Genomic DNA, 21,012 nt, shown 5'->3' on the forward strand with positions numbered 1-21,012 from the left:
CGTGGCCGACCGGCCCCTGGAGGAGGTCGTCGATCTCATCACCTCCCTGGAGCGGTCGCCGGAGCACGCGCAGGCGATGGCCGACGCGCTCCGCGCGGCCGGCATGGACCGGCCCGTGGAGGACGTCACCCGGCTCATCGCCCTGCTGACCCGGCCGCCGCGGGACGCCGCCAGCGCCGACGAGGCCATCCACGCGGCGGCCGAGCACCGGCCCGTCGAGGAGGTGACCCGGCTGGTGACGCTGCTGCACCGGGAGCCCATGGAGCAGCACGTGCGCGAGGAGGCGCTGCGGGCGGCGGCCACCGGCCGGTCCGTCCCGGAACTCGTCGAGCTCATCGACCGCCTCGCCGTCGAGCGGCTGGAACCCGCCGTCCGGCCGCCGTCCGAGCCCGAGCCGCCCGCCGGCGAGGCGGAGGAACCCGGCCCGGCGCGCGGTCCGGTCCGCATCGGCGCCGCCCGCGCGGCCCCGGGCCGCGGCGCCCGCCGCACCCGGCGTCCGGTGCCCGCGGTCCGCGACCGCCCGCCGCAGCGGGCCGCCGGGACCGCGCACTGGCCCGGCCTGGCCGCCGCCGTGGCGCTCGCCGTCTGCGCGGTGACGCACTTCCCGCTGCAGCAGGACGGCGCCCCCCTGCGCCTGCACGCGATCGCGCTCGGCCTGTCGGTGCTGTGCATGGTGCTGGCCCTGCTGCTGGCCGTCCGCCCGGTCACGTTGGTGCTGGCGGCCGCGGTCGTGGTGCCGGCGGCGCTGGCCGCGGCCCAGGCGTACGGCGGGGCCGCCCCGACGTCGGGGCTGTCCCGGGCCGTCGGCCTGTCGCTGGCGCCGCCGTGGCTGGCCGTCGCGTCGGCGGTGTGCGCGTCGCTGATCGCGCTCGCCGCCCTGGTGCTGCGCCTGGCGTCGGACCCGGGCGGGCGCTGGGCGGCCTGGCCGGCTCCCGAGGCGCGCCGCATGGCCGAGTGACGCCCCCCGGACGCCGGTGGCGTGGTGCACGGCGTTGCCGATCGCGGCCGCCGTCCCCACGATGCCGATCTCCCCGATCCCCTTGCTGCCCAGGGGGTTGAGATGCGCGTCGTCCTCGTCGATCCAGTGCGCCTCGATCGCGGGGACGTCGGCGTGCACGGGCACGTGGTACGACGCCAGGTCCGACTCGGCGAAGTCGCCGAACGCGGCGTCCATGGTGCTGCCCTCGGTCAGCGCCATGCCCAGGCCCATCGTCATGCCGCCCACGAACTGGGAGCGCGCGGTACGGGCGTTGAGGATGCGCCCCGCCGCGTAGACGCCGAGCAGCCGGCGCACCCGCACCTCGCCGGTGACCGGGTCGACCGCCACCTCGGCGAAGTGCGCCCCGAAGGCGTGCCGCGCCAGGGAACTGCCGGCGTCGGCCGTGCCCGAGGTGTCGGCGCGGGCCTCGACGCCCCGCCCGGGCAGCGGCCCCGCGTGGGCGGCCAGCCGCCGGGCCAGGTCCGCGCAGGCCTCGTGGACCGCCCAGCCCCAGGAGGCGGTGCCCGACGATCCTCCTGCCAGCGGCGCGGACGGCAGGTCGCTGCTGCCGACGTCGATCCGCACCCGCTCCAGCGGCACGTCCAGGGCGTCGGCGGCGACCTGCGCGAGCACCGTCCGGGCGCCCGTGCCGATGTCGGTGGCGTTGATCCGCACCAGAAACGTTCCGTCGGGCAGGGCGCGGACCGCCGCGGTGGACGGCGACACCAGCACCGGATACGTCGCCGCCGCCACCCCCGTGCCGACCAGCAGCGGTCCCCGCGCGCCGGAGCGCGGCCGGGGGTCGCGCCCGGACCAGCCGAAGCGGCGGGCGCCCTCGCGCAGGCACGCGACCAGGTTCCGGCTGCTGAAGGGCCGGCCGCTGTCCGGCTCCACCCCGGGCTCGTTGCGCACGCGCAGCTCCACCGGGTCCATGCCGAGCGCGGTGGCGAGCTCGTCCACGGCGGACTCCAGCGCGTACATGCCGGGCGCCTCGCCGGGCGCGCGCATCCACGACGGCGTGGGCACGTCCAGCGCCGCCACCCGGTGCACCGTACGGCTGTGCGGAGCGGCGTACATGACCCGCGCGGGCACGGCCGCCTGCTCCACGAACTCCTTGACGCGCGAGGTGTGCGTGGTGACCTCGTGGACGACGGAGGCGAGGCGGCCGTCGGCGCCGGCCCCGAGCCGGACCCGGTGCAGGGTGGGGGCCCGGTGCCCGACGGCGGCGGGCAGGTACCGCCGCGGGAACGCCACGGTCACCGGGAGGCCCGTCTGCCGCGCCGCCATCGCCGCCAGCACCACGTCGGGCCGCGGCGTGCCCTTGGAGCCGAACCCGCCGCCGACGTGCTCGGCGACGACCGTGATCCGCTCCTCGGGCAGCCCGAACAGCCCGGCGAGCACGGCCCGTACGACGGTGGTGCCCTGGCTGGAGGTGTGCACCGTCAGCCGGTCGCCCTCCCAGCGGGCGGTGCTGGCGTGCGGCTCCATCGGGTGGTTGTGCAGCGGCGGCACCGTGTACGCCGCGTCGACCCGGACGTCCGAGGAGGCGAACGCGCCGTCGGGATCGCCGTGTTCACGGACGGCCGGGTGCCCGCCGTTGGCCTCCTCCGGCACGTACAGGCCCGGGTGGGAGGCGCTCAGGACCACGTCGTGGTCCTCCGTCTCGTACCCGACCCGCACGGCGGCGGCACCGGCCCGGGCCGCCTCCAGGGTGTCCGCCACCACCAGCGCCACGCACCACCCCCGGTGCGGCACCCGGTCGCTCTGCAGCACGGCCAGGGTGGGGTCGTCCGGCTCCGCCAGACGCGGCGCGTTCTCGTGCGTGAGCACGGCCCGCACCCCGGGCAGCGTGAGGGCGCCCGAGACGTCGACGCCGGTGACCCGGCCCCGGGCCGTCGTGGCCGGGACCGGCCAGGCGTGGGTGTGGCCGGGGTGGCGGTGCTCGGCGGCGTACCGCGCGGCACCGGTGACCTTCTGCCGTCCCTCCCGGCGCTCGGCGGGAGCGCCCAGGGCGGTGGCCGTCCGGGAGCCGGTCATGAGGTCCTCCTCGTCGACGCCGGGCCGGATTCCGCCAGTCCGGTCAGCACGCCCACGGCGAGACGGCGGGCCAGCGGCACCTTGTACGCGTTGTCCCGCAGCGGCCGCGCGGCCGCCAGCTCCAGGCCCACGGCGTGCTCGAACGCCGCCGCGGTGGGCGCCGCGCCCAGCAGCGCCCGCTCGGCCCGCCGCGCCCGCCACGGCCGGTGCGCCAGCGCGCCGAAGGCGATCCCGGCGTGGCTGACGACCCCGTCGGACACGCGCAGCACGGCCGCGACGGAGGCGAGCGCGAAGGCGTACGACGCCCGGTCGCGGGCCTTGCGGTACGCCGACGGCAGCCCGGCCGCGGCGGCCGGCAGCAGCACCCCGGTGACGAGCTCGCCGGGCCGGATCTCGGTGTCCCGCTCGGGACGGTCCCCGGGCAGCCGGTGGAAGTCGGCCGCGGGCAGGCTCCGGGCGCCCTCGGGACCGTACAGTTCGACGCGCGCGTCGAACGCGGCCAGCGCCACCGCCAGGTCCGAGGGGTGGGTCGCGATGCAGTGCGGGGAGTGCCCGAGGACCGCGTGGTCGCGGTGCACCCCGTCCCGCGCGCCGCACCCGCTGCCCGGCTCCCGCTTGTTGCACGGCTTGGACAGGTCCTGGAAGTACGGGCACCGGGTGCGCTGGAGCAGGTTGCCGCCGGTGGTGGCGGCGTTGCGCAACTGCCCCGAGGCACCGGCGAGGACCGCCTGCGAGAGGGCCGGATACCGGTCCCGGACGGCGGGGTGGGCGGCGAGGTCGCTGTTGCGGACCAGGGCACCGATCCGCAGCGAGCCGTCGGCCTGCTCCTCCACGGTGTCCAGCGGGAGCCGGGTGACGTCGATGAGGGCGGCGGGCGCCTCCACGCCGAGCTTCATCAGGTCGACGAGGTTGGTGCCGCCGCCGAGGTAGCGGGCGCCGGGCCGGTCGGCGTACGCGGCGGTCGCCTCCTCGACGCTCCCGGCGCGGACGTACGCGAAGGGCTTCACCGGACCACGTCCTCGACGGCCTCGACGATGAACGGATACGCCCCGCAGCGGCACAGGTTGCCGCTCAGCCGCTCGCGGATCTCCTCCCGGCCCAGCGGCACCGGCTCGCCCGAGGGGGCCGCGGGGTCGGTGACGTGCGAGGGGTGCCCGGCGGCGGCCTCGGCGAGGGCGCCGACCGCGGAGCAGATCTGGCCCGGTGTGCAGTAGCCGCACTGGAAGGCGTCCCGGGCCACGAACGCCCGCTGCACCGGGTGCAGTTCCTCGCCGTCGCCGGCCAGCCCCTCGACCGTGGTCACCTCGCGGCCGTCCAGCGTGACCGCGAGCAGCAGGCAGCTGTTGACGCGCCGCCCGTCCACCAGGACCGTGCAGGCGCCGCACTGGCCGTGGTCGCAGCCCTTCTTGGCGCCGGTGAGCCCGAGGTCCTCGCGCAGCAGGTCCAGCAGGACGCGCCGGTGGTCCACGGTCAGCGTGTGCGGCTTGCCGTTGACCTGGAGCGTGGTCTCGGTGCGGTGGGGCGGGGAGGCGGCGGTGACGTCGCGGGGATGGCTTCCCATGGCGTGGTGACCTTCCGGGTGGGGGGCCGTGCTGTGCGGTCCGCGTATCCACGGGACACCGGCTGACACGTCCGGCCCGAAGGCCGCCGCCCCCCACCCGGGGCGCGCCCGGCACGCCGAGAGCACGCACCTGACGCCGCGAGACCGCCCTCCGGGCGACGACGGGAACGGTCGGACAGCCCCTAGCGCTCGGCGTGCGCGGCCCGGGCCCCGGCGCTCTCCCGGTCCTTTGGCCGCGGGTCCGCGGGGTCCGCCGGCCGCCGGTTCGCGGGATCCTCGCGCCGCGGGTCCGCGGTGTCGTCCGGCAGGGGGGCCGCGGCCGTTCCGGGCGGCGGGTCCGCGGCACTCCCGGACGGCTCCGCGGCGCTTTCCGGCAGGTGGCCGGCCGAGGTCTCCGGACGCGGGTCCGCCGGGCTCGCGGAGCCGGCGGGCCGCAGGAGCCGGGCGGAGTCCTTCAGCCGCTCCAGCGTCCGCGTGAGCTGCTGGAACGGGGAGCCGGACGGCGGCCGCGGCGTCCCGGCGGCGGGGGCGGAGACGGCCCCGGCGGTCTCCCGGTAGACGGCCAGGGCCTCGTGGGCGCGTTCGGCCGCCTCCCGGTACAGGTCCCTGGACTTCGTCATGGCCTCCAGCGCCTCGGCGTACATGGCGACCAGCCTGCGCTCGCGCGCCAGCTCCTCCTCCAGGGTCAGCAGGCGCCAGTCCTCCCGCAGCGCCGTGAGCTCGGCCTCGGCGCCCTCCGGCAGCGGCCGGGGCAGCGCCGCGAACCGCGCCACCGCCGCGGTGAGGTCGGCCGGCTCCGAGCCGTCCAGGAAGACGGCGCGCACGGAGAAGTCCCGGGCGTCGTACCCGGGCGGGACCGCCCGGCCGGGCAGCACCACCGCACCGCCGCGCGGCACCTCCACGTCCTGGTCGCGCAGGGCCCAGTTCACGACCCGCAGCTGGTGCGGCGCGGCGCGGTGCTCCACCACGCGGTGCCGCAGACCCGGCGGGAGCCACCGCGCCAGCGGCAGCCGCCCGCGCTCGTCGGTGGTCATCGCCTCGTGCACGACGACGTGGATGCCCCACCCGTCGCGCGCGGCGTCCTTGAACAGCCGGCGCACCGCCTTGTCGTCCCGGGGGAGCGGGTTGATCGAGGTCAGGGACAGGCCGGTGGCGGCGTCGCGGTCCCAGCCCGCGCCCGGCTCCCCGCGCTCCTCGGGTTCCTCGGGCCAGAAGCGGGTGGCGGGGGACGGCCAGGCCTGGTCCCACGGTGCCTCGGCCTCCGCGAGCAGCGTCCACCGCCACCCGTCGCCGGCGGCCGGCACGAGGCGCAGCCGGGCGCGCACCGTCACCCGATCGGGGACCCTCCAACGGGCCTCGAAGACCCGATCGGAGGAGTCGTCCCCGGTCGGGGGCACCGCCAGGAAATCGTCGACGGCCCGCCTGTCCTTGAGGCGCCGGAGCGAGCGCGTGAGGACGTCCTCGGGGGCGGGCCCGGTGTGGCGGCCGCGCGCCAGCCACACCGTCGGGGGAGTCGTGGAGCGGACTGTGGGGGAGGTCGGCATGAGTCCATCTGTGGGTGGGGGCACGTGCCCTGCCAGTATCGTCGCCGCAGGTCGCCGGCGCTCACCCGGGGGTAGGGCGATCGCCCGGGGTCCTGCCCCGGGAACCACCCGCCCCGGTCCGCCGTCGCGGGCGCGCCTACTCCCGTTCCCGCCCCCGCTCGTCGTGGGGCTCGCGGCCCGACACGATCTCGGTCACGCCCGACTCGTCCGTCGCGTCCTCGCCGGGACGGGGGGTGCTGCGGCCGCCGGCCTGGCCGCCGCTGGTGCTGCCGTAGCCGCCGGGCACACCGGGGACGCTGTCCGCGTCCGCCTGCTCCCGGCTGATGTGCCGGGTGGCGCGGACGCCGGCGCGGCGTTCGGGGTGCGGATAGCTGAAGGGACGGGCCGCGGCCCGCTCCTCCTCGGAGCGCTCTGCCGGGCTGGTGCTGTCCTGGGGTTCCGGGCTCTTGCCGTCAGTCATGCGCACCGCGTACCCGCGTGGGGCGCCGGCATGTGGGGCGGGGCGAGGGGATGTGGGCGGGGCCCCGGGTGCGAGGTGCCCGTACGGGTCGGGGGCGTGCACCGACGGGTGGGGAGCGCACGCCGGTGCCCGGGGCGCGCGCCCGCACGCATCGGCGCCCGGTCGGTCCTTCGGGGCTCGGGGCGCCCGCGCGGGCGTGAAGGGGCGTACCGCGCGTACGGGGTGTGCGGGAAGTGCCCGTGTTGATACACCTTCACCCGTGGTCAGCGCCGCGGCCGCCCCCGGCCGTGGTCCGCGAGCGGGGCCCGCCCGCCCTCCGCGCCGGGGCGGTCCCTGCGCGTGCGGCGGCAAAGGGTATCGGATCGCGGCCCTCTCCGTGCACATTCCATTGGAAAATGCCAAAGCCCTCACCAGCGCCGAGCACGGTGCGTAGTGTCGAGCTCACGTTCGCGGTACTGCCGTGCAGGGAGGGGATCCGGCGTGCCCGGAATCGACGAGAGTCTGCTGGAAGCCATGCGTCTGCCCGGTGTGCGGGGGGCGGCGGTGGTGGACTGGATCAGCGGCCTCCCGCTGGGATCGGTCGGCGAGGCCCCCGGCGGCGACATCGAGCAGACGGCGGCGGAGACCGCCGAACTCGCCCGGCTCGCCACCGAGAGCGGCACCCTCGCCCCGGCCGCCGAGGCGAGCGGCAAGGAACCGCCCGTCGAGGACCTGATCCTGACGAACGCGGACGCGTACCACCTGCTGCGGTTCGTCACCACGCCGTTCGAGAGCACCGTCTTCCTCCACCTGTGGCTCGACCGCAACGACGGCAACCTGGCCCTGGCCCGCATCCGGCTGGCCGAGCTCGCGGACCGTCTGGTGCTCGGATGAACGCGACGGCGCGCACGGACCGGCCCGCCTCGGCCCTGCTCGGCAGCCTCGCCGCCGAGCGCGCCACCGGGGCCCTGTCGACCGAGGCGGGGGTCGTCTACCTCGCGGCGGGACGCGTCACACACGTCGAGTCCGCCCTCACCCCCGACCTGGGCACCCTGCTCACCGGCAGCGGCGCCCTCGCCCCCGACGGCTGGTGGGAGGCGATCGACCGGGCCGGCGGCCACCAGCGGGTCGGACGGCAACTGGTGGACAGCGGCCGCCTCACCACCGGCGCGCTGGAACTGTGCCACCTGGGCGCCCTCTTCGACGCGGCGTACTTCGTCCTCGCCCATGACGGGCCGGCGCTGCGCTTCCGGCCGGGCGTCGCGCACTGGCTCGGCGCGGTCCGCCCCGTACCGGTCGACAGCGTGCTGCGCGAGTCGCGGCGCCGCCGGGTCCTGCTGCACCGCATCTGGCCCGAGCCCGCCGTCGACACCGCCCCGCTCGCCCGCGCGCCCGGCGCCCGCCCCGTCACGCTCCCCGCGCGCCGCCGCCGGACGCTGGCCCAGGTCGACGGCGTCCGCACCGCCGCGCAGATCGCCGCGCACCTCGCCTGCCGCACCTTCCCCACGCTCGTGGAGCTGCGCCGCCTGGCCGCCGCCGGACTGGTCGTCCCCACGGCCGTCCGGCCGGACCCCGCCCGGTACCCGGCGGCGCAGGACGAGCCCGACACCGCACTGCTGCGACGGCTTCTGGACGCCTTGGAGGCACTGTGATCCGCGCGCGTCGACAGCGTGCCGAAAGGAGACTGCTCATGGCCGTCGAGACCGACGTGCTGGACGAACTGCGTCGGCTGCGCAACCGCATCCCCCAGCTGACGGGATCCCTCGCGGCCACCGTCGACGGGCTGGTCCTGGCCCACGACGCCCCCGGTGTCGAACCCGAGGGCCTGGCCGCGCTGACCGCCGCCGCGCTCGGCGTCGCGCACCGCACGACGGACGCGGCCGCGCGCGGGGAGTTCCGCGAACTGCTGGTGCGCGGCGCCGGGGGCTACGTCGCCACGTACGCCGCCGGCCGGGCCGCCGTGCTCACCCTCCTCGCCGACGACCGGGTCAACGTGGGCCGCCTGCACCTGGAGGGCCGGCGCAGCGGCGCCCGGATCGCGGACCTGGTCACCACCCGGATCGCGCCCGGCGGCGGCCGCCACGCCGACCGGACGGACACCACCGAGCACGTCGCCCCGGCCGCGGCGGACCCGGCCCGCCCCATCGGCACCCTCCCGGTGCGCACCCCCCAGCGGCCCGCCCACGAGCCCCGCCCCCAGCCCGGCGGCTGAGCCCCGGCCCTCGCCTTCCCCCGCCGCACGCCCGGCCCCGTACGGGCCGCGGCCGCACCGGCGTCCGGCCCCGGCCACCACAGGCCGCACGCCACACGCCACACCCGAATGATCACCCATGGAAAGGAACCGTTCGCATGGCCAACACGGAGACCTCGCTGAAGGAGTGCCTGAGCTCCATCGACGGAGCCACGGCCGTCGCACTCGTCGACTACACGAGCGGCATGGCCCTCGGCACCCTGGGCGGCAGCAAGGACTTCAACCTCGAAGTCGCCGCCGCGGGGAACACCGACGTCGTGCGGTCCAAGCTGCGCACGATGGAACTCCTCGGGCTGAAGGAGGAGATCGAGGACATCCTGATCACCCTGAACACCCAGTACCACCTGATCCGCCTGCTGAAGGGGCGCGGCGGCAACGGCCTGTTCCTCTACCTCGTACTGGACGCCGGCCGGGCCAACCTGGCGATGGCCCGCCACCAGCTGCGCCGGATCGAGAACGACCTGGAGGTCTGACCGGCACCCGACCGCACCGACGCAGGCCCTCCGCGCGCACCACTCGCGGAGGGCCCGCGGCGTGCCCGGACCTCGCGGGCGTCCCTCCGGGGCCGGCGGACAGGGGCCCACCGGCCCGGGCGGGCGGGACGTCCGGGACCTGCCGGGCGGGGCCCCTCCGGCGGACGCTGAAGACGGAGCATCCGGGTCCCCGTCCTCGGCGCCGTTTCCGGACGGCACCTCGGTCATCGGCTCCGTCGTGGGTACCCGGCAGGACCTCGCCGAGGCGTTCCGCCCGCACGGGGCCGGCCGGACGCGGGCCGTCCGCGAACCGCGGCCGCCGGAGAGCGTCGACGAGTCCTCCGCGGACCTCCTGCGCGGCGCGCCCGGGGCACGCGTCGTCCTCGCGAGGTGCCCCGCCGGCCCCCACCCCCACGAAGAAGAGGCAGCAGGCCATGACCCGCTACGTGTACGACTTCGCCGAAGGCGGCCGGGACATGGCCGCCCTCCTCGGCGGCAAGGGCGCCAACCTCGCGGAGATGACCCGGATGGGCCTGCCGGTGCCGCCCGGCTTCACCGTCACCACCGAGGCGTGCCGCGCCTTCCTGGCCTCCGGCACGGAACCCGAGGGCCTGGCCGAGGAGATCGCCGACCACCTCGCCGTACTGGAGGAACGCGCCGGACGACGGCTCGGCCGGCCCGACGACCCGCTGCTGCTCTCCGTCCGCTCCGGCGCCCGGTTCTCCATGCCCGGCATGATGGACACCATCCTGGACATCGGGCTGAACGACGCCTCCGTCCAGGGCCTCGCCGAGGTCTCCGGCCAGGACCGCTTCGCCTGGGACTCCTACCGCCGCCTGGTCCAGATGTTCGGCAGCACGGTGATGGGCGTCGACGGCGACCTCTTCGAGCAGGCCCTCGCCGAACTCAGGACCGCCCGCGGCGCCCCGGACGACCTGCACCTGGACGCCGCCGACCTCGCCGGTCTCGTCACGGCCTACCGGGCGCTGATCCGGCGGGAGACCGGCGAGGACTTCCCGCAGGACCCCGCCGAGCAGCTGCGCCGCGCGGTCCGCGCCGTCTTCGAGTCCTGGAACGGCGAACGCGCCCGCCTCTACCGCAGGCGCGAGCACATCCCCGACGACCTCGGCACGGCGGTCAACGTCCAGACGATGGTCTTCGGCAACCTCGGCACCGACTCCGGCAGCGGCGTCGCCTTCACCCGCGACCCGGCCACCGGCCGCCCCGGCGTCTACGGCGACTACCTGCCCAACGCCCAGGGCGAGGACGTCGTCGCCGGCATCCGCAACGCCGTACCGCTGGACGAGCTGGAACGCCTGGACCCCGCCGCCTACCGGCAGCTGCGCGGCTACCTGCGGACGCTGGAGGACCACTACCGCGACCTGTGCGACATCGAGTTCACCGTGGAGCGCGGCACGCTGTGGATGCTCCAGACCCGGGTCGGCAAGCGCACCGCCGAGGCCGCGTTCGCGATCGCCGCGGAACTGGTGGAGGAAGGGCTGATCACCCCCGCCGAGGCACTGGCCAGGGTGAGCGGCGACGGACTCGCCCGGCTGATGTTCCCCCGCTTCGACGGCACCGCGGCCGGCGCCCCGCTCGCCCGCGGCATCCCGGCCTCGCCCGGCGCCGCCGTCGGCGCCGCGGTCTTCGACTCCGCCGAGGCGGTGCGGCGCGCCGCGACCGGCGAGCAGGTCGTCCTCGTCCGGCAGGAGACCACCCCCGACGACCTGCCCGGCATGGTCGCCGCGCAGGCGGTCCTCACCAGCCGCGGCGGCAAGACCTCGCACGCGGCCGTGGTCGCCCGCGGCATGGGCAAGGTGTGCGTCTGCGGCGCCGAGGACCTGGCCGTCGACCCGCACGCCCGACGGTTCACCGCGGGCGGCACCGTCGTGACGGAGGGCACCCTCGTCTCCGTGGACGGCACCGAGGGCACGGTCCACCTCGGGGCGGTGCCCCTGGCGGACTCGGCCGTGATGCGGTATTTCGAGACCGGCCGCACCGGCGGGGGCGGCCACGCGGACGAACTCGTCGACGCCGTCGCCGACGCCCTGCGGCAGGCCGACGGACTGCGCAGGCTCGGCGTGCGGGCCAACGCGGACACCCCCGAGGACGCCGCCCGCGCCCGCCGGTTCGGCGCCGAGGGCATCGGGCTGTGCCGCACCGAGCACATGTTCCTCGGGGAGCGCCGCCGTTACGTCGAGGCGATGATCCTGGCCGGCACCGACGCCGAGCGCGACCGGGCGCTCGCGGAGCTGCTGCCCCCGCAGCGCGAGGACTTCGTCGGCATCCTCGCCGCGATGGACGGACTGCCGGTGACGATCCGGCTGCTCGACCCGCCCCTGCACGAGTTCCTGCCCGACCGCACCGACCTCGCCGTCCGGGTCGCCGAGGCCGCGGCGCGCGGCGAGACCCCCGACCCGCACGACGCGGCACTCCTCGACGCCGTCAACCGCATGCACGAGGAGAACCCCATGCTCGGCCTGCGCGGCGTGCGCCTCGGCCTGGTGGTGCCCGGCCTGGTCGCCCTGCAGGTCCGGGCCGTCGCGGAGGCGGTCGCCGAACGCCGGCGGGCCGGCGGCGACCCGCGTGCGGAGATCATGGTCCCGCTCGTCGGCACGGTGGAGGAACTCCGCGTCGTCCGCGCGGTGGTGGACCGGGTCCTGGCCGAGGTGTCCGAGGCGACCGGCGTCGCCGTCGACTGCCCGGTCGGCACGATGATCGAACTGCCCAGGGCGGCGCTGACCGCGGGCCGGATCGCCGAGGAGGCCGCGTTCTTCTCCTTCGGCACCAACGACCTCACCCAGACCGCCTGGGGCTTCTCCCGGGACGACGTCGAGGCGGCCTTCTTCTCCGCCTACCTGGAGCAGGGCGTCCTTAAGGAGTCCCCGTTCGAGACCATCGACCGCGAGGGCGTCGGCCGCCTGGTCGAGATCGCCGTCACCGAGGGCCGCGCCGCCCGGCCCGGGCTGAAGATCGGCGTGTGCGGGGAGCACGGCGGCGACCCCGAGTCGATCCACTTCTTCCACGGCGTGGGCCTGGACTACGTCTCCTGCTCCCCCTTCCGCGTCCCGGTCGCCCGCCTGGAGGCGGGCCGGGCGGCGCTGGACGCGGCGGGCAGCGACAGCCGGTGAGCACCGGCCCGGCGGCCGGTCTCGGCACGCGGCCGGCCCGTGGCCCCGGAACGACCGTGCCGCGCGCCGGCCCGGGGCGGTTCGGCGGCGCGTGCCCACGGGCCCTCATACCCCAGGCGGCCTCCGGGGCGTCGTACGTCAGCCGGTCCGGTCCTGCGCGCCGCGCGTGGCCGCCGCGGCCGCGAGGGCGTCGGAGAGGCGGGCGTACACGTCGAAGGCGTCCGCGAGCTGCAGGAGGCGCAGGAGGCGCAGGAAGCGCGGGCTGTCCGCGACCAGCCGCAGCCGGCCCCGCCGTGCCGCGACGCGGATGCGCGCACGGCACAGGACGTTCAGTCCCGAGCAGTCGATGAAGGACACGGAGCGCAGGTCGACGACCACTTCGGGGCGGGGTCCGGAGGTGAGGGCGTCGAGGCGTGCCGACAGCGCCGGCTGCGCGAGGATGTCGATCTCGCCCGACAGCCCGACGACCGTCGTCCCGGCGACGACGCGCTCCGTCGGCCCCGCCGGGGACCTCCTGTGCGTTTCGGACATGCCTCGAGAGAACCGGGTCGGGCGAGGCGGCCGGTAGGGCCGACCGGCCCTACCGGCCGGTCCGAGGAGCCCGGTCGTCCCGGGCCCCCGCTCCGCCGGGCCCGCACCAGGCCGTCCGGACGGGCGTGCGTCCCGGGACCCCCGGTCGGACCTCGCGCCCGCCCCCGGACCCCGGGGCCCGCCGGCGGGACGGAAGGACCCGCGGGCCTGCTGCCCCGGGCGCGGGACACCGAGAGCGGGAGCGCATCCGAAGGAGGACCCTCAGGTCCCGTACCGCCACCGCCAGCCCGGACGGCTCCGCCGGGAGTCCCGCGGCCGGCCGGGCCGGCCGCGGCGGCACGGGAGGCGGAGGCGCCGATACGGCCGGCCCCGGCGTCCGCCCCGGGCCGGCCGTCCGTCCGTCACGCGCCGTCGGCGGTGATGCGCAGCCCGGTGACCAGGTCCGGCCGGATGCGCACGGCGTGGTCCATGGTGTGCTGCACCCAGGGCCGCAACAGGGAGCGGTAGCGGGCCAGTTCCCGCTCGTCGGTCACCAGACGGGCGTAGCCGGTCACGACCACGCTCCAGCCGAGGTGGGTGTCCGGGTCGATGGCGTCGGCCTCGTAGGCGACGACGACGCCCGGGGCGCCGGCCTGCCGGGTCCGCGAGGTCAGCGCCATGCCGTCGTGGGTGCGGATGACGATGTCGCCGTCGGCGTCCAGGACGTGGTTGACCGGGCGGATCGTCGGCAGCGCGTGCTGGGTGAAGACGATCCGGCCGAAGGACACGCTGCCCAGCAGCCGCAGCGCTTCGGCGGCGTCGAGGTCGATGCTCCGGTGGGCCCCCGCGGGGGCCGGACCGGCGTTGTGGAGGGGCATGAGGACTTCCGTGGGTAGGGCGTCTTCGGTCGAGCGGATCCGGATCGGTCGAGCGGACCATTCGATCAGGGGGCGGGGGAGGGGGCCAGGGCCGTTCGGCCCCGGCTCCGGTCCGCCCGGCCCTGCCGGGGCGCGGGCGGTCCGCGGTGCCGCGCGGGCCTCGGCCGTCCGCGCCGCGCGGGCCGCGCGCACCGGCTCCGCGGCGGCGCCCGCCGTCCGGTCTCCGGCGTCCTGTCGGGTCATGGGGCGGGCCCTCCTGGTCGGGTGCCCGCGCACACGGCGGGCGGTGTGCGGAGCGACACCGCGGGGGACCGGTGCCGCTCCTGCCCCCCACGATCCCCGGATCCCGCCCCGCACCCCAGGTGCCGAACGGTCCCTGCTCCGGCCTGACCGTCCCGACCCTGCCGGGACCACCGGGGGCACGGGAGGGACGGGAAGGACGGGGCCGCCGGGACGCCGAGGACACCGGATCGCCGGATCGCCGGATCGCGGAATCGCGGAATCGCGGGATCGCCGGACCGCAGCGGCCCACGGTCCCCGGGCGCAGGGGCTACCCGACACCGCGGGGCGCCCGCCGCCCCCCGGCTCGTCCCGCCACGGCTCCGGCGCGCGGGCGCCCCTCCTCGACGGGGCAGGTCAGCCCGTTCACGACGCCGACGACTCCCTCCACCCGCCACGCCGACCGGACCGCCGCGGCCAGGTCGCCGCGCCGTTCCACGCTGCCCTTCAGCGTGACGACGCCGTCCCGGACGGAGACCGCGACGGCGTCCGGCGGCAGGCCCAGCGCGTCCACCAGGACCTCGTCGATCACCTGGCGGCGGACGGCGGCGTCCGACCGCAGGAACACCCGCAGCAGGTCGCGGCGGGTGGCGATGCCGATGAGCCGGTCCTCCTCGTCCACCACGGGCAGCCGTTCGACGCCGTGCCGCTCCATCACCCGCGCGGCGTCCGGCACGGACTGCTCCGGATGCACGGTGACGGCGGGCGTCGACATCAGCTCCCCGGCCGTCGCGGCGGTCGGCCGCCCGTCTCCGGCCCGCGCCGCCTGCTCCCGCACCAGATCGGTCCCGGAGATCACCCCGAGGACCTTGTCGTCGTGGTCGACGACCGGCATCCCGCCGATCCGGTGGCGGTCCAGCAGCCGGACGACATCCCTGAACGGCGTGTTCCCGTGCGCCTGGACGACGTCACGGGTCATCACCTCACCGACGGTGGTGTGCTGCACGGCACCTCTCCTTCCTTCCGCGCCGGGGCGCTCGCCCCGGCGCACCCGCCCGGTCCCGCCGGCCCTCGTCCGGCCGCCCCGGCCCGGCCGGCCACGCCACGGCAGCCGCGGCCGGCCGGCGGAGCGTGTCCCCGCGGTGCGCGACCCGGTCGACCCGGCCGCGCGGCCGGTCCCGCGACCGGTCCGCGCGCTCGTGCGCGGACCCTTCACGGGCGTGCACGACGACGAGCGCGGCGCCCGCCCGGATCGTCCGAGTGCCCGTGCCGACCACGGTCGCTCGGCACGGACGCCCGGACGCCCGGACGACCCGCACCTCGCCGCCGAGGATTGGCAGCCCCGGCCGCCCGGGTACCGCTGCCGCCCCGCCCCGGCCCGCACGCAGGCGAGGTCTCCCCACCGCCGTCCCCCTCGGCCCGTACCAGGACGGCGGGGGCGGCGGTGCGGCGGACGGCGCGGACGGTCCGGACGCCGGTGTCCCGGGAGCCATGCGCTCCCCTCCTTCGGTGGTCGTCGGCGTGTCCAGCCTGAACCGGGCACCGCACCGGTCCCAGGGCCGCACGGTCCCGGCCCCGGGGCCGGGGGTCCCCGCGCCCGCACCGGGACGGCGACGCGTGACCTGCGCGCGGGACCGGGACACGGGACGCAGGGTGGGTAACGTCGGGAGAAGCAGGGCCGATCGGCCCTGGCCGTCCGGCCCCGCACCGGGGAGGATCCCGGTGACGGGGCACGGCCGGGCGACGGCCGGAACACACGAAGGAGCATGTGATGGCGGACAGCGAGCGGCCCGGAGCCGACCAGCCGATCCGGGTCTTCCTGCTGGACGACCACGAGGTGGTGCGCCGGGGCGTGCACGACCTGCTGAACGACGAGCCGGACATCACGGTGGTCGGCGAGGCGTCCACCGCCGCGCAGGCCCTGGCCCGCGTCCCCGCGCTGCGGCCCCAGGTCGCGGTGCTCGACGTGCGGCTGCCGGACGGCGACGGCGTCAGCGTGTGCCGGGAGCTGCGCTCGCGGATGCCGGAACTGGCGTGCCTGATGCTGACCTCGTTCGACGACGAGGAGGCCCTGCTGGACTCGATCATGGCGGGCGCGTCCGGGTACGTGCTGAAGCAGATCCGGGGTTCCGACCTCGTGGCGGCCGTCCGTACGGTGGCCGCCGGGCAGTCCCTCCTCGACCCGAGCGCCACCACCCGGCTGATGGCCCGCCTGCGCCAGGAACAGGAGCCCCGGCCCGAGCCGGACGCGCTGCCGGGCCTGACCGAACGGGAGCGGGAGATCCTGGCCCTGATCGGCGAGGGACTCACCAACCGGCAGATCGGCCAGCGGCTGTACCTGGCGGAGAAGACGGTGAAGAACCACATCTCCCGGCTGCTGGCCAAGCTCGGCGTGGAGCGGCGCATCCAGGCGGCGGTCATCGCCACCCAGGCTCAGGACCGGCTCCGGCAGGGCGAGCGCTGAGCACCCGGACCCCTGTGTCCCCCCGCGTCCCCAGGCGCTAGCGTGGCACCTGCCGGGACCGGTCGGGTCCCGGCGAGGAACAAGGGGACCCGGAGGACCACGCGTGCCAAGCGCCGAACGGAACGGAGGCGCCCGCGTACGGCTGCCGCAGCTCAGGCTCGACGAACTGCTGGAGGAGCTGCAGGCCCGCCTGGACACGGCCCGCGGCACGCAGGACCGGGTGCACAACCTGCTGGAGGCCGTCCTCTCGGTCGGCCGCGAACTGGACCTGGAGCAGGCCCTGCACGGCATCGTGGAGGCCGCCGCGGCGCTGGTCGACGCGCAGTACGCCGCCCTGGGCGTGATCGGCCCCGACGGCAAGCGGCTGTCGGCCTTCCACACGGTCGGGGTCAGCGAGGAGGACATCGCCCGGATCGGCCACTACCCGGAGGGCCACGGCATCCTCGGCGAGCTGATCCGCCACCCCGAACCGCTGCGGCTGCCCAAACTCTCCCAGCACCCCGCCTCGTACGGCTTCCCGGCCCACCACCCGCCGATGAACACCTTCCTCGGCGTTCCGATCCGGGTGCGCGACCAGATCTTCGGCAACCTGTACCTGACCGAGAAGCGGGACGGGGCGCAGTTCGACGAGGACGACGAGTCGGTCCTGTCCACCCTGGCCGTCGCCGCCGGCGTGGCGATCGACAACGCCCGGCTGTACGAGGAGTCCCGGCTGCGGGAACGCTGGCTGCAGGCCAACGCGGAGATCACCCACAGCCTGATGTCCGGCAGCGGACGCGGCGAGGCCCTCGGCCTGATCGCCGAGCGGGCCAGGGAGATCACCGGCGCGGCCCTGGCCGTGGTGGCGGTCCCGATGGAGGACACCGGCTCGCTCACCGTGGAACTCGCCATCGGGGAGGGCGAGGAGGCCCACCGCGGTCTCGTCGTGCCCGTCGACGACAGTCTGATCGGCCGGGCGTTCTCCAGCGCCGCCCCCGTCACCAGCGCGGACGTCGCCCAGGAGGAGCGTGCCGCGGCCGGACCCGGGCGTTTCGAGGGACTGGGCCCCGCCGTGGCGGTCCCCATCGGGACCGGTGACGGGGTGCGGGGCATCGTCCTGCTGGTGCGCGCCGCCGGCGACGACCGGTTCACCGCGCAGGACATCGAGCCGCTGCGGGGCTTCGCCGCGCAGGCCGCCGTGGCGATGGAGCTCGCGGAACGCCGCCGGGACGCCGAGCAGATCGCCGTCCTGCAGGACCGCGACCGGATCGCCCGCGACCTGCACGACCTGGCGATCCAGCGGCTGTTCGCCACCGGCATGACCCTGCAGAGCGCGGGACGCTTCATCGACCACGCCGAGGCGTCGGAGCGCGTGCTGCGGGCGGTGGACGACCTCGACGAGACCATCAAGATCATCCGGTCGACCATCTTCGGCCTGCGCTCCCGCGAGGGCGGCGCGGCCGGGACCGGGCTGCGCTCCCGTGCCGTCCGGGTGATCGGGGAGGCCGCGCCGGTCCTCGGCTTCGCGCCCGGCGTGCGGATGGAGGGCCTGGTGGACACCCACGTCCCCAAGGAGGTCGCCGACCACATCGTGGCCGTCCTGTCCGAGTCGCTGACCAACGTCGCCCGGCACGCCCGCGCCGACCGCGTCGAGGTCCTCCTGGCCACCGACGGCCGCGAGGTCCGCCTGACCGTCTCCGACAACGGCGTCGGCATCCCGCCCGAGGGCCGCCGCAGCGGCCTGCGCAACATGGCCGAGCGCGCCGAACAGCTGGGCGGACGCCTGGAGGTGACCAGCTCCGCCGAGTCCGGCACCACGCTGGTGTGGCGGGTCCCGTTGGAGGAGTCCTAGGCGACGTCGTGCATCAGGGCGAAGACCTCGGACGCTGGGTTCGGGCGCAGCGACTTGGCTGGGACGAGCTCACCGGTGTGCAGCAGTGGATGTGCGAACACATCCTCGACATCCAACCCGCAGCCGGGACCGAGAAACCCCGGCCGCGCCGTAGCCAGGCCGACAAACGGGCCATGAACTATGCGGCCGCACGGCAGTTCCACGAGCGCGAGGGCACCTGCGGGTGCCGCGAAAGCACATCGAACGGATCATCGTCCTCGGCAACGAGGACGGAGACGGGAGCGGGGAGCACCAGGAGGTGCGGGAGCTGAAGCTGGGGGCATGGATCAGCAACCAACGCTCCCGGGCCGCGACGCTGTCCCCCGAACGGGTCGAGCAGCTCTCCGCCATCGGCATGCGATGGGCGTGCTGGGCATCGTCGTCACTTCGGCCGCCGCGCTCGCGGCCGGCTGTTCCTTCATGCGGTTACGTCCGTAGCAGCAACAACTGGACGACCTGTCAGGTCCGTTTTCCGAGGAGAAGAAGGCAGGGACGACATTGTCCCCGCCTCCTCGTCGTGTTACGCGGGGAGCAGCTGCCATTGGCGGTTGCGGTGGTCGCCGTCCGCTTTGTGCTGCGTGAGGGCGTTGGTGCCGACGTGCAGGAGCAGGCCGCTGTAGTGGTCGGCGATTTCGAACACCTGTGGGGTATCGGTCACGGGCCCCACTGGGATGAGCCTCCATTGCTGGTGGCGTGCGTCGATGCCTGCGTAGGCGCACTGTGTCACCGGCGCTCCTGCTGTTTCTTGTGCGTCGGTGACTTCCAGGACCTTGCCGCTGCGGACGTTCTCGATCCGGTAGAGGATGTCGCCGTCCACCTGGCTGGTAGCGATCAGGCGCCATCGCTGGTGGTGCCGGGGAGAAGCCGGCGACTGGTGGACTTGGGCTCCGTCCTTGAGGGATTCGCGGTAAATGCCCATGCGCAGTCGGCTGCGGACGTTGGCCCAGGAGACCACCGTGCCCGATTCGGGCCGCCCGGCCATCCCCGTTGAGGTGATCTTCCGGATCCGGTTGTTGTAGTGGTCGGCGATGCAGAGGGTGTCGACACAGTCCATTCACACGGGTCCAGAACAGCGGGGACAGCGCCCGACGGTCCGCGTCGGTGATCCGTGCCGCCCACTTCGGATCGGCCAGGACCTCCTGCATCAGCAGCGTGTGACGTGCACCAACGCGGACTGGAGCAGGTGCAGCGCAAGCATGGACACCTCCTGAAATTCCTTGTCCGCACCGGCCAGGTCGCCGTCCTTGCCGTAGAACAGGTCCTTGTTCGCGGAGTTCCAGTTCTCCACCACCTGCAAGCCCTCGTGGATCTCCTGGCGCATCTCGGCGTCGGCGAGGTAATCGCAGACGAACGAGGTCCGCACCGCCCGGCCCAGCTCCTCGATCGCCCGGTACGTCGGGTGCTTGGGCCCGCGCGGGGCCGGTGTGCGAGCAATCCAACCGGCCCCGCGTCGTGCTTACCGGCCGGTCCCTCCACGGCCGGTCGAATGGTGCGCCCGCGCGACTCGGCGCGGTGTACGCGGCCGGACGGGGGCGTCGAGGTCAGCCGAGGTGACGGTCCGGCATCCGGCCCCGTCACCTCGGCCACCGCGGTGGACCGGAAGCAGTCAACGAGATGGGCCTGAAGCGACGGCCGGGCGTGAGGCAGGTCGAGTGCGGCAGGACAGGGAACCAACGAGGCTCCGGCGCTTCTCAACGGCACGGGAGCCTCGTGCGTTGCGGAACACCGACCTGTCACCCGATCAGTGGCCATTCTGAAAGAGCTCAGTGAACCTCTTTCATCCTGTGCTGGCGGGTGAAATGGGCTGGTCAGCGGGCGTGGTGACGAGGCAGGGCCCCTCGTCGTTGGCGTGGTGATTCCACTCAGCACACCGGCGACCGAAGGGCCCTGTCGGTTCCGTATCCTGCCACGCTCGACGTCCCGCATGAGCTCGTCGAGCATGTTGCCCGGCCGCTGTACGAGCACCGCCGCACACGCAACACCCGCTGGCGCAAGCTCGGCTGCTTCGACCAGGCGCTGCTCACGCTGGTCCACCTGCGCAAGAACGAGACCTTCGCCCAGCTCGACGCCGGGTTCGCGATATCGCAGGCCACCGCCTGGCGCTACGTGGACGAGGCCCTGGAGGTGCTGGCTTCCCGGGCCCCAGGCCTCCACGAAGCCCTCACCGGCCTCGGTGAAGGCGACCACGTCATCGTTGGCGGCACCCTGATCCCCACCGACCGCGTCCGCGCCGATCAGCCGACTACTCGCAAAAGCACAAGAAGCGCGGCATGAATGTACAGATCATCGCCCGCCCGGACGGCACACCCCTGTGGTTCTCCCGCGCGACACCCGGCCGCACACATGACCTGACCCCAGCCCGCGCCCACGGCATCGTTCAGGCCTGCCTGACCCGGCAATCCTCGTGCTCGCGGACCGCGCCTACCAGGGCGCCGGCTCCACCTTCCGCACCCCGTACTACCACCACAGCGAACAGCCCGAGCACTACCAGCAGTTCAACCGCGACCACGCCCGACTCCGAGCCCTCGGTGAATGCGCCTTCGCCCGACTCAAGTCCTGGCGCATCATGCGCAGAGCACGCTCCTCCACCCGTCGCATCAGCCGCACCGTCCAAGCCATCCACACGCTGCTGAACTGCGACTATTCAGGATGAAAG

At 75.5% G+C, this 21,012-nt stretch carries 16 protein-coding genes and 3 pseudogenes; 9 read left to right on the forward strand and 10 right to left on the reverse strand.

Annotation, left to right across the window (positions count from 1 at the left end; genetic code table 11):
• Positions 1–964: 964 nt before the first annotated feature.
• The 5 genes and pseudogenes from ACIF8T_RS28225 to ACIF8T_RS28245 form a co-directional block, all read right to left on the reverse strand.
• Positions 965–3,016, reverse strand: a pseudogene (locus ACIF8T_RS28225) (xanthine dehydrogenase family protein molybdopterin-binding subunit); the annotation flags it as partial.
• Positions 3,013–4,023 carry an FAD binding domain-containing protein gene (locus tag ACIF8T_RS28230; RefSeq protein WP_400038919.1) on the reverse strand — a complete coding sequence of 337 codons (1,011 nt, stop codon included), beginning with the start codon at positions 4,021–4,023 and terminating at the stop codon, positions 3,013–3,015. The pseudogene ACIF8T_RS28225 and the gene ACIF8T_RS28230, both read right to left, overlap by 4 nt.
• A complete protein-coding gene (locus ACIF8T_RS28235) occupies positions 4,020–4,577 on the reverse strand; it encodes a (2Fe-2S)-binding protein (RefSeq protein ID WP_400038920.1) in 558 nt (185 codons plus the stop codon). Before ACIF8T_RS28235 ends, ACIF8T_RS28230 begins: the two co-directional genes overlap by 4 nt.
• Before the next feature lie 182 nt (positions 4,578–4,759).
• Complete coding sequence (locus ACIF8T_RS28240; RefSeq protein ID WP_400038921.1) at positions 4,760–6,121, reverse strand: hypothetical protein; 1,362 nt, start codon at positions 6,119–6,121, stop codon at positions 4,760–4,762.
• 136 nt (positions 6,122–6,257) lie between these two features.
• Positions 6,258–6,581 carry a hypothetical protein gene (locus tag ACIF8T_RS28245; protein ID WP_400038922.1) on the reverse strand — a complete coding sequence of 108 codons (324 nt, stop codon included), beginning with the start codon at positions 6,579–6,581 and terminating at the stop codon, positions 6,258–6,260.
• Positions 6,582–7,061: 480 nt separating this feature from the next.
• Here ACIF8T_RS28245 and ACIF8T_RS28250 point away from each other — a divergent pair, with 480 nt between their 5' ends.
• The 5 genes from ACIF8T_RS28250 (at position 7,062) to ppdK (ending at position 12,415) form a co-directional block, all read left to right on the forward strand.
• Positions 7,062–7,454, forward strand: coding sequence for a hypothetical protein (locus ACIF8T_RS28250; protein WP_400038923.1), 393 nt, complete (start codon positions 7,062–7,064; stop codon positions 7,452–7,454).
• Positions 7,451–8,212, forward strand: coding sequence for a hypothetical protein (locus ACIF8T_RS28255; RefSeq protein WP_400038924.1), 762 nt, complete (start codon positions 7,451–7,453; stop codon positions 8,210–8,212). The genes ACIF8T_RS28250 and ACIF8T_RS28255 overlap by 4 nt, the downstream gene beginning before the upstream one ends.
• A gap of 38 nt (positions 8,213–8,250) precedes the next feature.
• Entirely contained in the window at positions 8,251–8,772 is a 522-nt protein-coding gene (locus ACIF8T_RS28260) for a roadblock/LC7 domain-containing protein (RefSeq protein WP_400038925.1), read from the forward strand.
• Positions 8,773–8,909: 137 nt separating this feature from the next.
• Positions 8,910–9,284: a hypothetical protein gene (locus ACIF8T_RS28265; protein WP_400038926.1), complete on the forward strand. Its 375-nt coding sequence runs from the start codon at positions 8,910–8,912 to the stop codon at positions 9,282–9,284.
• Positions 9,285–9,718: 434 nt separating this feature from the next.
• Positions 9,719–12,415 (forward strand): pyruvate, phosphate dikinase, encoded by a 2,697-nt coding sequence (gene ppdK / locus ACIF8T_RS28270; protein ID WP_400038927.1) that lies wholly within the window; start codon positions 9,719–9,721, stop codon positions 12,413–12,415.
• A gap of 138 nt (positions 12,416–12,553) precedes the next feature.
• Here ppdK and ACIF8T_RS28275 read toward each other — a convergent pair whose 3' ends face one another.
• The 3 genes from ACIF8T_RS28275 to ACIF8T_RS28285 all read right to left on the reverse strand — a co-directional run bounded on the left by ACIF8T_RS28275 (position 12,554) and on the right by ACIF8T_RS28285 (position 15,028).
• Positions 12,554–12,946 (reverse strand): STAS domain-containing protein, encoded by a 393-nt coding sequence (locus ACIF8T_RS28275; protein WP_400038928.1) that lies wholly within the window; start codon positions 12,944–12,946, stop codon positions 12,554–12,556.
• A 401-nt stretch (positions 12,947–13,347) separates the two neighbouring features.
• Entirely contained in the window at positions 13,348–13,803 is a 456-nt protein-coding gene (locus ACIF8T_RS28280; protein WP_400038929.1) for a pyridoxamine 5'-phosphate oxidase family protein, read from the reverse strand.
• Between the two features lie 550 nt (positions 13,804–14,353).
• Positions 14,354–15,028 carry a CBS domain-containing protein gene (locus tag ACIF8T_RS28285; protein WP_400038930.1) on the reverse strand — a complete coding sequence of 225 codons (675 nt, stop codon included), beginning with the start codon at positions 15,026–15,028 and terminating at the stop codon, positions 14,354–14,356.
• 765 nt (positions 15,029–15,793) lie between these two features.
• Between ACIF8T_RS28285 and ACIF8T_RS28290 the strand changes: the two genes are divergently transcribed.
• The 3 genes and pseudogenes from ACIF8T_RS28290 to ACIF8T_RS28300 all read left to right on the forward strand — a co-directional run.
• Entirely contained in the window at positions 15,794–16,486 is a 693-nt protein-coding gene (locus ACIF8T_RS28290) for a response regulator (protein WP_400038931.1), read from the forward strand.
• A gap of 103 nt (positions 16,487–16,589) precedes the next feature.
• Complete coding sequence (locus tag ACIF8T_RS28295) at positions 16,590–18,317, forward strand: GAF domain-containing protein (RefSeq protein WP_400038932.1); 1,728 nt, start codon at positions 16,590–16,592, stop codon at positions 18,315–18,317.
• Between the two features lie 223 nt (positions 18,318–18,540).
• Positions 18,541–18,654: pseudogene (locus ACIF8T_RS28300) on the forward strand (hypothetical protein); the annotation flags it as partial.
• A 222-nt stretch (positions 18,655–18,876) separates the two neighbouring features.
• On the opposite strand, the gene ACIF8T_RS28305 reads toward ACIF8T_RS28300, so the two are convergent.
• Positions 18,877–19,410, reverse strand: coding sequence for an RICIN domain-containing protein (locus ACIF8T_RS28305; protein WP_400038933.1), 534 nt, complete (start codon positions 19,408–19,410; stop codon positions 18,877–18,879).
• Between the two features lie 90 nt (positions 19,411–19,500).
• Complete coding sequence (locus tag ACIF8T_RS28310; protein ID WP_400038934.1) at positions 19,501–19,719, reverse strand: Tn3 family transposase; 219 nt, start codon at positions 19,717–19,719, stop codon at positions 19,501–19,503.
• Between the two features lie 486 nt (positions 19,720–20,205).
• Between ACIF8T_RS28310 and ACIF8T_RS28315 the strand changes: the two are divergent.
• Positions 20,206–21,009: pseudogene (locus ACIF8T_RS28315) on the forward strand (transposase family protein).
• Positions 21,010–21,012 lie beyond the last annotated feature (3 nt).

It is taken from the genome of Streptomyces sp. NPDC085946 (genome assembly GCF_044540485.1).
Lineage (GTDB): Bacteria > Actinomycetota > Actinomycetes > Streptomycetales > Streptomycetaceae > Streptomyces.

Bases quoted from the DNA above. Each gene is read 5' to 3' on its own strand.
- ACIF8T_RS28260 (WP_400038925.1), top strand. From the start codon at position 8,251: ATGGCCGTCGAGACCGACGTGCTGGACGAACTGCGTCGGCTGCGCAAC.
- ACIF8T_RS28255 (WP_400038924.1), top strand. From the start codon at position 7,451: ATGAACGCGACGGCGCGCACGGACCGGCCCGCCTCGGCCCTGCTCGGC.
- ppdK (WP_400038927.1), top strand. From the start codon at position 9,719: ATGACCCGCTACGTGTACGACTTCGCCGAAGGCGGCCGGGACATGGCC.
- ACIF8T_RS28280 (WP_400038929.1), bottom strand. From the start codon at position 13,803: ATGCCCCTCCACAACGCCGGTCCGGCCCCCGCGGGGGCCCACCGGAGC.
- ACIF8T_RS28245 (WP_400038922.1), bottom strand. From the start codon at position 6,581: ATGACTGACGGCAAGAGCCCGGAACCCCAGGACAGCACCAGCCCGGCA.
- ACIF8T_RS28265 (WP_400038926.1), top strand. From the start codon at position 8,910: ATGGCCAACACGGAGACCTCGCTGAAGGAGTGCCTGAGCTCCATCGAC.
- ACIF8T_RS28235 (WP_400038920.1), bottom strand. From the start codon at position 4,577: ATGGGAAGCCATCCCCGCGACGTCACCGCCGCCTCCCCGCCCCACCGC.
- ACIF8T_RS28240 (WP_400038921.1), bottom strand. From the start codon at position 6,121: ATGCCGACCTCCCCCACAGTCCGCTCCACGACTCCCCCGACGGTGTGG.
- ACIF8T_RS28275 (WP_400038928.1), bottom strand. From the start codon at position 12,946: ATGTCCGAAACGCACAGGAGGTCCCCGGCGGGGCCGACGGAGCGCGTC.
- ACIF8T_RS28290 (WP_400038931.1), top strand. From the start codon at position 15,794: ATGGCGGACAGCGAGCGGCCCGGAGCCGACCAGCCGATCCGGGTCTTC.
- ACIF8T_RS28305 (WP_400038933.1), bottom strand. From the start codon at position 19,410: ATGGACTGTGTCGACACCCTCTGCATCGCCGACCACTACAACAACCGG.